Source organism: Pseudomonas sp. GZD-209 (assembly GCF_049310485.1).
GTDB classification, from domain to species: domain Bacteria; phylum Pseudomonadota; class Gammaproteobacteria; order Pseudomonadales; family Pseudomonadaceae; genus Aquipseudomonas; species Aquipseudomonas sichuanensis.
The window spans coordinates 1-9,781 of record NZ_JBMOWQ010000161.1 but is presented as its reverse complement, the minus strand read 5'-3'; the positions used below and the strand labels follow the sequence as shown (position 1 = coordinate 9,781).

General features: G+C 65.3%; 7 protein-coding genes. 4 read left to right on the top strand and 3 right to left on the bottom strand.

All coding sequences use genetic code 11. The features are described from left to right. Positions 1–113: 113 nt before the first annotated feature. Positions 114–1,532, bottom strand: coding sequence for an amino acid permease (locus tag ACO6VM_RS18570; protein ID WP_401058838.1), 1,419 nt, complete (start codon positions 1,530–1,532; stop codon positions 114–116). A gap of 423 nt (positions 1,533–1,955) precedes the next feature. Between ACO6VM_RS18570 and ACO6VM_RS18565 the strand changes: the two genes are divergently transcribed. The 3 genes from ACO6VM_RS18565 (at position 1,956) to ACO6VM_RS18555 (ending at position 6,486) form a co-directional block, all read left to right on the top strand. Further along, positions 1,956–5,102 carry a transglycosylase domain-containing protein gene (locus tag ACO6VM_RS18565; protein WP_401058840.1) on the top strand — a complete coding sequence of 1,049 codons (3,147 nt, stop codon included), beginning with the start codon at positions 1,956–1,958 and terminating at the stop codon, positions 5,100–5,102. 89 nt (positions 5,103–5,191) lie between these two features. Next, complete coding sequence (locus ACO6VM_RS18560) at positions 5,192–5,728, top strand: PadR family transcriptional regulator (RefSeq protein WP_401058841.1); 537 nt, start codon at positions 5,192–5,194, stop codon at positions 5,726–5,728. Continuing rightward, positions 5,725–6,486, top strand: coding sequence for a siderophore-interacting protein (locus tag ACO6VM_RS18555; RefSeq protein ID WP_401058843.1), 762 nt, complete (start codon positions 5,725–5,727; stop codon positions 6,484–6,486). The genes ACO6VM_RS18560 and ACO6VM_RS18555 overlap by 4 nt, the downstream gene beginning before the upstream one ends. Positions 6,487–6,632: 146 nt before the next feature. Here the strand turns inward: ACO6VM_RS18555 and ACO6VM_RS18550 are convergent, their stop codons facing one another. Further along, entirely contained in the window at positions 6,633–7,259 is a 627-nt protein-coding gene (locus ACO6VM_RS18550; RefSeq protein ID WP_401058845.1) for a Pr6Pr family membrane protein, read from the bottom strand. Next, positions 7,259–7,480 carry a VF530 family DNA-binding protein gene (locus ACO6VM_RS18545; RefSeq protein WP_110995111.1) on the bottom strand — a complete coding sequence of 74 codons (222 nt, stop codon included), beginning with the start codon at positions 7,478–7,480 and terminating at the stop codon, positions 7,259–7,261. The genes ACO6VM_RS18550 and ACO6VM_RS18545 overlap by 1 nt, the downstream gene beginning before the upstream one ends. 188 nt (positions 7,481–7,668) lie before the next feature. Between ACO6VM_RS18545 and ACO6VM_RS18540 the strand changes: the two genes are divergently transcribed. Beyond that, positions 7,669–9,711 (top strand): TonB-dependent receptor, encoded by a 2,043-nt coding sequence (locus ACO6VM_RS18540; protein WP_422403626.1) that lies wholly within the window; start codon positions 7,669–7,671, stop codon positions 9,709–9,711. Positions 9,712–9,781: the final 70 nt, after the last annotated feature.

Below are 9,781 nucleotides of genomic sequence, written 5' to 3'. Positions count from 1 at the left end.
GGAGACCGCCCTCCCCCAAAGACGAGGTGGCGGGGGGGGTGTTTCCCCCCCGCGATGAGGCCCTCGCAACAGACACAAAAACAAAGCCCCGGCACTGGCCGGGGCTTCGTTGATCAGGCGGCGCTACTCGCCACGCCTTGCGCCTCTTTCGGCGCCAGGCGCAAGCTGTAGTACAGCGCCGTCAGCAGCACCAGGAACGCCGGGCCAATGTACAGCGCCACGCGGGTCTCCTCGAAGTACGCCATCAGCCCCACCACCAGCACCAGGAACGCCAGCGCCAGGTACGAGCTCAGCGGCCACAGCCACATGCGGTACTTGAGCGCGTTACGCTCGGCAGTGGAAAGCCCGGCTCGGAACTTGAGCTGCGCCAGCAGGATCATCACCCAGGTCCAGATCGCGCCGAAGGTGGCGATCGAGGTCACCCAGACGAACACCTTCTCCGGCACCAGGTAGTTGGCCAGCACGCCCAGCAGCAGCGCGCCGATCGACAGCAGCAGCGCATTGCGCGGCACACCGCTCTTCGAGGTGCGGGCGAAGGTGGCCGGGGCCTGGCCGTTCTGCGCCAGGCTGTAGAGCATGCGCCCGGTGCTGAAGATGCCGCCGTTGCACGACGACAGCGCGGCAGTGATCACCACGAAGTTGATGATGCCGGCGGCGGTCTTGATACCGAGGCGCTCGAAGGTCATCACGAACGGGCTGCCCTGGCTGCCGATTTCGTTCCACGGGTAGATCGACAGGATCACGAACAGCGCGCCCACGTAGAACAGCAGGATGCGCCAGAACACCGAACCGATGGCCTGGGGGATGGTCTTCTGCGGGTTGCGCGCTTCGCCGGCAGTCAGGCCGATCATTTCCACGCCCAGGTAGGCGAACATCACCATCTGCAGCGACATCAGCACGCCGGTCACGCCGTTGGGCATGAAGCCGCCGTTGCTCCACAGGTTGGAGATGCCCATGGCCACGCCGTCATTGCCGAAGCCGAACGCGATCACGCCGATGCCGCCGAGCACCATGGCAATGATGGTGACGATCTTGATCAGGGCGAACCAGAACTCGAACTCGCCGAACGCCTTGACCGCGATCAGGTTGATCGCGCCCATGCTGCCCAGGGCCATCAGCGCCCAGATCCAGCGCGGCACATCAGGGAACCAGATGCCCATGTAGATGGCCACCGCGGTGATTTCGGCAACGCAGGTCACCAGCCACAGGAACCAGTAGTTCCAGCCGGTCAAAAAGCCCGCCAGCGGGCCGAGGTAGTCTTGGGCGTAGCGGCTGAAGGAGCCTGCGACCGGGTTGTGCACGGCCATTTCGCCGAGGGCGCGCATGATCACCAGAATGGCCAGGCCACCGATGATGTAGGACAGCATGATGGCGGGGCCGGCCATTTCGATGGCCTTGGCCGAACCGAGGAACAGGCCGACGCCGATACAGGCGCCGAGGGCCATCAGACGGATGTGCCGTTCGCCCAGTTCGCGCTTGAGCGGGCCGCCCTGGGCGGACTCACCGTGGGCAGGATGGTTGCCGACTGGCATAGCAATACAACCTCATTTTGTTATTGGATTTGACCTTCGTGCAGCACCGGCCGCGCCGATAGGCGCAACGTCGTCTTGCCAGGCGGCCTTGTGGGCCGGCCTGTCTGCCGCGCGGGTTGCGGGCAGGGCGAAGGGGCCGAGCAGTATAGGAAGCCGCATGCAGGGCTTTTCACTATATAAAGCAGGAAATTTGGCGAGAATCCTCGGCCAAAACGCCTTTCACGGAGGGGCATCAACGCCCTGCAGTGCCCATGCACAGGAATGGGGCAGCTACCTTAGCAACATTGCCGAAGAATGGAAGTCGCACCAAAGGCGCATGTTCATACAGGCGCCGTCGAAGCCTCCTACAAATTTTTCACCAAAGCCGACCAACGTCTAAGCTTCAGACAAGCAACGCGAAAATACCTGGCCGGACTCAAGACTATGGGCGCACTGTGGCAATCGGAACCAAGCAGTACGGAAGCACCCAAAGCACCCCAGGCTGAAACCCCACCGCCAAAACCTGCGCGCCAGCGCCATCTGTGGTGGCGGTTGATCCTGCTCATCCTGATCGTCGCCATGGCTGCCGTGGGCTACGCCGCCTGGCAGGAGATCCAGACCTCGCGCCTGCAATCGCGCGAATTCAGCAAACTGGCCAGCACCCTCACCTACCAGCTCGACCCCGGCCCCAGCGACGCCATCGTCTACCCCGGTGACGGCCCCTTCGACAAACGCCTGGGCTACAGCGCCCTGGGCGAATTCCTGCCGCGCCTGCTCAAGCGCGACTACCTGATCAACCAGCAGGTGCACTTCTCCCCGGCGCTGATGAGCTATGCCGAGCATGGCCTGTTCGTGCCTTACATCGAGAAGATCCAGGCCGGCCTGTCGATCACCGACTGCCGCGGCGACACCCTCTACCAGTACAACTACCCACAGCACCTGTACCCGAACTTCGCGGCGATCCCGCCGGTGATGGTCAACAGCCTGCTGTTCATCGAAAACCGCGAACTGCTGGACCCTGCGGACCCGAAGAGCAACCCGGCGGTGGACTGGCCGCGCTTCGCCAAGGCCGCCTACAGCCAGGTGGCCAAGTACCTGGCGCTGCCCGGCCAATCCGCCGGCGGCAGCACCCTGGCCACTCAGCTGGAAAAATACCGGCATTCGCCGGACGGCCTGACCGTGTCCGGCGCCGAGAAGATCCGCCAGATGATTTCGGCCAGCGTGCGCGCCTACCAGGGCGGGCCGGACACCACCGAAGCGCGCGAACGCATCGTGCGTGACTACCTCAACAGCGTGCCGCTGTCGGCGGTGCCCGGGCACGGTGAGGTGCATGGCATGGCCGAGGGCCTGCGCGTCTGGTACGGCGCCGATTTCGACCAGGTCAACCAGGCCCTCACGTCCACCGCCAGCGACGAGAAAAGCCTGGCCGAGCGCGGCCTGGCCCTGCGCCAGGTGCTGTCGCTGATGATTGCCCAGCGCCGGCCCTCGCATTACCTGTCCAAGGGCCGCCTGGAGCTTGCCGATCTCACCGACGCGCACATCCGCGTGCTCGCCGCCAACGGCATCGTCGAGCGCCCCCTGGCCGACGCGGCCCTTGCCAGCAAGGCGGTGTACCGCGACTGGGTAGCCCAGCCGACCATCGTACCGATCATCACCAACAAGGGCATCAGCCTGGCCCGCAACCGCTTGGCCGCCATGCTCAACCGCCCGCTGTACGACCTCGACCGCCTCGACCTGTCGGCCACCAGCACCCTGCAGGCCGACCTCAACATGCAGGTCAGCCAGTACCTGAAGAACCTCGCCGACCCGGCGTTCGCCGCGCAGATGGGCCTGATCGGCGAACGCCTGCTCACCAGCAAGACCACCGACCAGGTCAGCTACAGCTTCACCCTGTTCGAGCGCACCGGCGACGGCTCGCGGGTGCGGGTGCAGACCGACAGCACCAACCAGCCCTTCGACATCAACGAGGGCAGCAAGCTTGAACTGGGCTCCACCGCCAAGCTGCGCGTGCTGACCACCTACCTGGAAATCATCGCCGAGCTGCACGACAAGTACGCCGGCAAGCCGCCTGCCGAGCTGAAGAAGGTGCCGGTGGCCGAACTCGACCGCATCAGCCAGTGGTCGCTGGAATGGCTGATGCTGAACCAGAAGAACCAGAGCCTCGACGCCATGCTCGACGCAGCCCTGGAGCGCAAGTACTCGGCCAATACCGGCGAGGCGTTCTTCACCGGCGGCGGCATGCACGTGTTCAACAACTTCCGCAAGGAAGACAACAACCGCAACCCGACGCTCAAGGATGCCCTGCGCGAATCGATCAACCTGCCGTTCATCCGCCTGATGCGCGACCTGGTGCGCTACGTCACCTACCAGCAGCCGTTCAACCGTGAGCCGTTGCTCAAGGACGACGCCGACCCACGGCGCCAGGAATACCTGGCGCGCTTCGCCGACCGCGAAGGCAGCAACTACATGATGCGGTTCTGGAAGAAGTACCAGCGCAAGACCTCGCAACAGCGCCTGGATACCTTCCTCGACAGCATGCGCGTCACCCCGCAGCGCCTGGCGGCGGTGCACCGCTACCTGTTCCCCGAATCTGGCCAGGAAACCTTCAACGCGTTTGTCAGGGCCCACAGCAAGGACGACAAGATCGCCATGGCCAAGCTCACCGACAGCCGCCTGGTGGAAATGTACGAAGGCTACGGGCCGGGCAAGTACGACCTGCCCGACCAGGGCTTTATCGCCAAGGTCCACCCGCTGGACCTGTGGATGCTCGGCTACCTGCTGAAGAACCCCGGCGCTTCGCTCAAGGACACCCTCAACGCCAGCCGTTTCGAGCGCCAGGAGGTGTACAGCTGGTTGTTCAAGAGCCGCCACCAGGGCGCTCGCGACAGCCGCATCCGCACCATGGTCGAGATCGAGGCGTTCCTCGACATCCACCAGCGCTGGAAGCGCGTGGGTTACCCGTTCGACCACCTGGTGCCGTCCTTGGCCACCGCCATCGGCAGCTCCGGCGACCGCCCGGCCGCGCTCTCCGAGCTGGTCGGCATCATCCAGAACGACGGCGTGCGCCTGCCGACCCTGCGCATCGACACCCTGCACTTCGCCCAGGGCACGCCTTATGAAACCCAGCTGCTCAGCGACCCCGACCGTGGCCAGCGGATCCTCCCGGTCGAGGTGGCCCGGGCGCTCAAGGGCGCGATGTCGCAGGTGGTGGACGCCGGTACTGCACGGCGCATCTCGGGCAGCTTCAAACTGCACGACGGCACGCCGCTGGTGATGGGTGGCAAGACCGGCACCGGTGACAACCGCATCGAAAGCTTCGGCGCCGGTGGCCGGCTGATCGGCTCGCGCTCGCTGAACCGCACCGCCACCTTCGTGTTCTTCCTCGGCGACAACCACTTCGGCACCCTCACCGCCTTCGTGCCGGGGCGCACGGCCGAAGCCTTCACCTTCACCTCGGCACTGCCGGTGCAGGTGCTCAAGGGCATGGCGCCGATCCTCATGCCGTACCTGGAGCCGAACAACCCCAACGCGTGCAAGGCACCGCAGGTGGCATTGCAACCCGCACAGCGCAACGACCTATCGAACAACTAGATGATAATCATCTGCATTTGAAGGCTTGTCTTTAGATATATCTTGAGTAATATCTTGCGATATATCGAAACAGACGGAGCCCTTGCGCCATGCGCGACCATTCCTCCCACGACCCATTCGAACGCCGCCCTGGCCGCGGCGAGCGCGGCCCGCGGGTGTTCGCCCCGGGCGACCTGAAACTGCTGATGCTGTCGATGCTGGCCGAGCAGCCTGGCCATGGCTACGACCTGATTCGCCAGATCGAGAACCTGTTCGACGGCAGTTACAGCCCTAGTCCCGGCGTGATCTACCCAACCCTCAGCTACCTCGAAGAAGCCGAGCTGATCAGCGGCCAGGTCCAGGGCAGCAAGCGCCTGTACGCCATCACCGATGCCGGTCGCAATGCCCTGGCCGAGCAAGCGGTCGCCCTCGACGGCGTGCGCATGCGCATCGAAGTGAGCAAACGTGCCCTGCGCGGCCATGACCGCCCCGCCGAAATCCATGAAGCCGTCGGCAACCTGCGCCACGCCCTGCACATGCACAGCGGCCGCTGGACGCCCGACGAGATCGAGCGGGTACGCACCCTGCTCAACGACACCGCCAAGGCCATCGCCTCCGGGCCGGCCGTTACGGAGAACACCCCATGAGCGACACCATCCATCGCGTCAACCATGAGATCCGCCAGCGCCGCCTTGTCGTGCTGCGGGTCACCGAGCTGACCCCGCGCATGCGCCGCGTCACCCTCGGCGGCGCCGAGCTGGCCGGTTTCACCAGCCTCGGCACGGACGATCACATCAAGCTGCTGTTTGCCTGCACGCCCGAGGAGCAGGTGGCCATCGATGCGCGCAACCTGGGCCGCGACGGCGGCGCCCGGCCGACCATGCGCGAATACACGCCACGGCGCATCGACTTGGTGAACCTGGAGCTGGACATCGATTTCGTCCTGCACGGCGACGGCCCGGCGTCGACCTGGGCCGCCCAGGCCGCACCTGGGCAGACACTGGACATCGCCGGGCCACGGGCCTCGATGGTGGTGCCGGATATTTTCGACAGTTACCTGCTGATTGGCGATGAAACGGCGATCCCGGCCATTGCGCGACGCCTGGAGGAGCTGCCGGCGGGGCGCCAGGTGCTGGCGGTGATCCAGATCGAGGATGAACAGGAGCGCCAGCCACTGCCGAGCAAGGCGCAGGTCGAGGTGATCTGGGTCCGCAGGCATGCCGAAGACGTGCTGGAGCGAGTGAAGCACCTGGCGTTGCCAGATGGCCGGTTGTACGGCTGGGTGGCGCTGGAGAAATCCCTGACCCGCCAGGCCAAGGCGCTGCTGCAGGAGAAAGGCGTGCCCGAGGATGCCCTCAAGGCCGCTGCTTACTGGCGAGCTGACGGCACCGCCGACGACGAATGAGTTGCCAGTACTGCATTATCGCGGGGCAAGCCCGCTCCCACGCAGTGGACTACTCCTAAGGGTTGGATTGGTGTCCAACTTCTTGGGGGCAGTCCAAGGGTGGATCAGCGTGGGAGCGGGCTTGCCCCGCGATAACACCAACAGTTTCATGAAGGCCTGCGCCACCGATCCAGCCCCAGCAATACCAGCCCGATCCCCCAGAACCCCGCCAGCACCCCCAGGGCATTGACCATCACCTGCCCATACCCCAATCGCGCCACATCGACGAAGGGATATGGATAGACCCCGATCTCATGCCCGCGCAACAGCACAAAGGCAAAATACAGCCCCGGATACAGCGCCCACACCGCAAGGTGCCACAGCCGCAGTTGCCCCTTCGGCACCTCGAACCACCAATACAGAAAGAACAGCACCGGCATCACATCGTGCAGCAGCTCGTCCGCCAACCATTGCCAGCCCTGGGGTTGCCAGAGGTGGCGCAACAGCAGGCTGTAGGCCAGGCCCACCAGCACGATGCTGGCGGCGATGCACGAACTGACCGCGGGTGAGAGGAACCAGCGCCTGGCCGCCGACTCGCGACCGAACGCGGCGTGGCTCAATACCGTGGCCGCCAGGGTGTTGCTCAGCACGGTGAAAAAACAGAACAGGTTGACCAGCCCGCCAATCAGGCTGGCCTGCGCCTGCCAGCGCGCCAGCAGCACCAGGTACAACTGGATCGCCAGGCCCGCCCAGCCGAGCACGGCGGCGAGCGTCAGCCAGGGGCGGCGCGGCATCAGCCTTTGCGCTGCAGCTTCACATACAGCAGCTCGACTTTCTCCCGTGCCCAGGGCGTCTTGCGCAGGAAGGTCAGGCTCGACTTGATGGTCGGGTTGCTCTTGAAGCAGCGGATATCGACGCGCTCGGCCAGGCCCTGCCATTGGTAGTGCGCCACCAGCTCGGTGAGGATCTGCTCGAGGGTCTTGCCGTGCAGCGCATTGTGTTGGGCCGTGCTCATGCCAGTGCTCCAGGTTCGGGAAGGTGCGCACCTTACACGAGTGTAGTGGGGTAGTGGCATCTACGGCCTGTGCAGCCGCCCCTACAGACAACTACGCCAGTCCACAAAGTACTGGCCAGTACCGAACCGCTTGTGATGAAATGTTATAAAGTAACTATTAGCATTTCTGCCAAGGAACGCCCCACCCCATGCGTCACATCCCCCTGCACCTCTCCCCCCTCGCCGTCGCGCTGTGGCTGGCCTCGCCCGCAAGCCACGCCGTCGAGCTGCAACCCCAGGTGATCACCGCCAACCCGCTGGGCAACGCGCAACTGGCCGCCCCCAGCACCGTGCTCGAAGGCGACGCGCTGCTGCAACAGCAGCACGGCAGCCTGGGCGAGACCCTGAACAAACAGCCCGGCGTCGCCTCCACCTGGTTCGGCCCCGGCGCCAGCCGCCCGGTGATCCGTGGCCTGGACGGCGACCGTATCCGCATCCTGCGTAACGGCGTCGGTGCCCTGGACGCCTCGTCGCTGTCCTATGACCACGCCGTGCCACTGGACCCGGTCACCGTCGAGCGGGTCGAGATCGTGCGTGGCCCGGCCGCCTTGCTGTACGGCGGCAACGCCATCGGCGGTGTGGTCAACACCTTCGACAACCGCATCCCCGACGCGCCCATCGACGGCATCCACGGCGCCGGTGAGCTGCGCTACGGCGGCGCCGACACCACCCGCAGCAGCGCCGGCAAGCTGGAAGCCGGCAACGGCGCCTTCGCCCTGCACCTGGATGCCAACAGCCGCCAGTTCAACGACCTGCGCATCCCCGGTTATGCGCGCAGCTCGAAGGTGCGCGACGCCGACGAGCCCGGCAGCAAGCACCGCCTGGAAAACAGCGACGGCCGCCAGGACGGTGGCGCAATCGGCGGCAGCTACCACTGGGATCACGGCTACACCGGCCTGTCCTACAGCCGCTACGACAGCAACTACGGCTCGGTGGCCGAGCCCGGTGTGCGCCTGGACATGCAACAGGACCACTACGGCTTCGCCTCGGAGCTGCGCGACCTCGACGGCCCGTTCAGCTCGGTCAAGGTCGATGCCGGCTACACCGACTACCAGCACCGCGAGATCGAAAGCGGCGAAGTGCATACCACCTTCAAGAACAAAGGCTACGAGGCGCGCATCGAGGCGCGGCACCAGCCGCTCGGCCCGGTCGAGGGGGTGATCGGCGCACAGGTCAGCCGCAACGAATTCTCCGCCCTGGGTGAGGAGGCATTCGTCCCGCACACCGACACCGACAGCCTGGCGCTGTTCATGCTCGAACAATGGCAGGCCACGCAGCGCCTGAACCTGAGCCTGGGCGCCCGCCTGGAGCACACCCGTGTCGACCCCGATGCCAAGGGCAATGAAACCTTTGCCGCCGCCGACAGCGCCAGCAGCTTCAACGCCTTCAGCCTCTCTTCCGGCGCCGTGTACCAGCTCGACCCGGTGTGGGCGCTGGCCGCCAACCTGGGCTACACCGAGCGCGCGCCGACCTTCTACGAGCTGTACGCCAACGGCGCCCACGTCGCCACCGGCGCCTTTGAAGTGGGTGACGCCAGCCTGAACAAAGAGAAGGCCATCTCCGGCGACCTGGCCTTACGCTTCGACAATGGCACCCACAAGGGCAGTGTCGGCGTGTTCTACAGCCACTTTCGCAACTACATCGGCCTGATCGGTACCGGCAACCTGCGCGAGGGGCACGATCATGACCATGACGAAGACCATGAGCATGACCATGAGCACGAAGGCTTCCCCGAGTACCAGTACCAGGGCGTGCGTGCGCGCTTCTATGGCATCGAGGCCCAGGACCGTTGGCAGTTGCTGGAGAACCGCTACGGCAGTTTCGCCCTGGAGCTTTCGGGCGATTACACCCGGGCGAAGAACCTCGACAGCGGCGAGCCGCTGCCGCGCATCGCGCCTTTGCGCCTGAACAGCGGGCTGGTGTGGGAACTGGATCGCTGGCAGGCGCGGGTCGACGTGCAGCATGCCGCTTCGCAGCACCGCAAACCGGCCAATGAGACCAGCACCGAGGGTTACACCACCCTGGGGGCCAGCCTTGGCTATCGCTTCGATATCGGCCAGAGCCAGTGGCTGGCCTTTGTGCGGGGGGAGAACCTGACCGACCAGACGGTGCGCTATGCCAGTTCGATCCTACGGGATATCGCGCCGGCGCCGGGGCGTAGTGTGGAGGTAGGGCTGCGTACGACCTTCTAAGCCCATCGCGGGGCAAGCCCGCTCCCACGCAGCCTGTGCTGGGCTCGTGGGAGCGGGCTTGCCCCGCGAT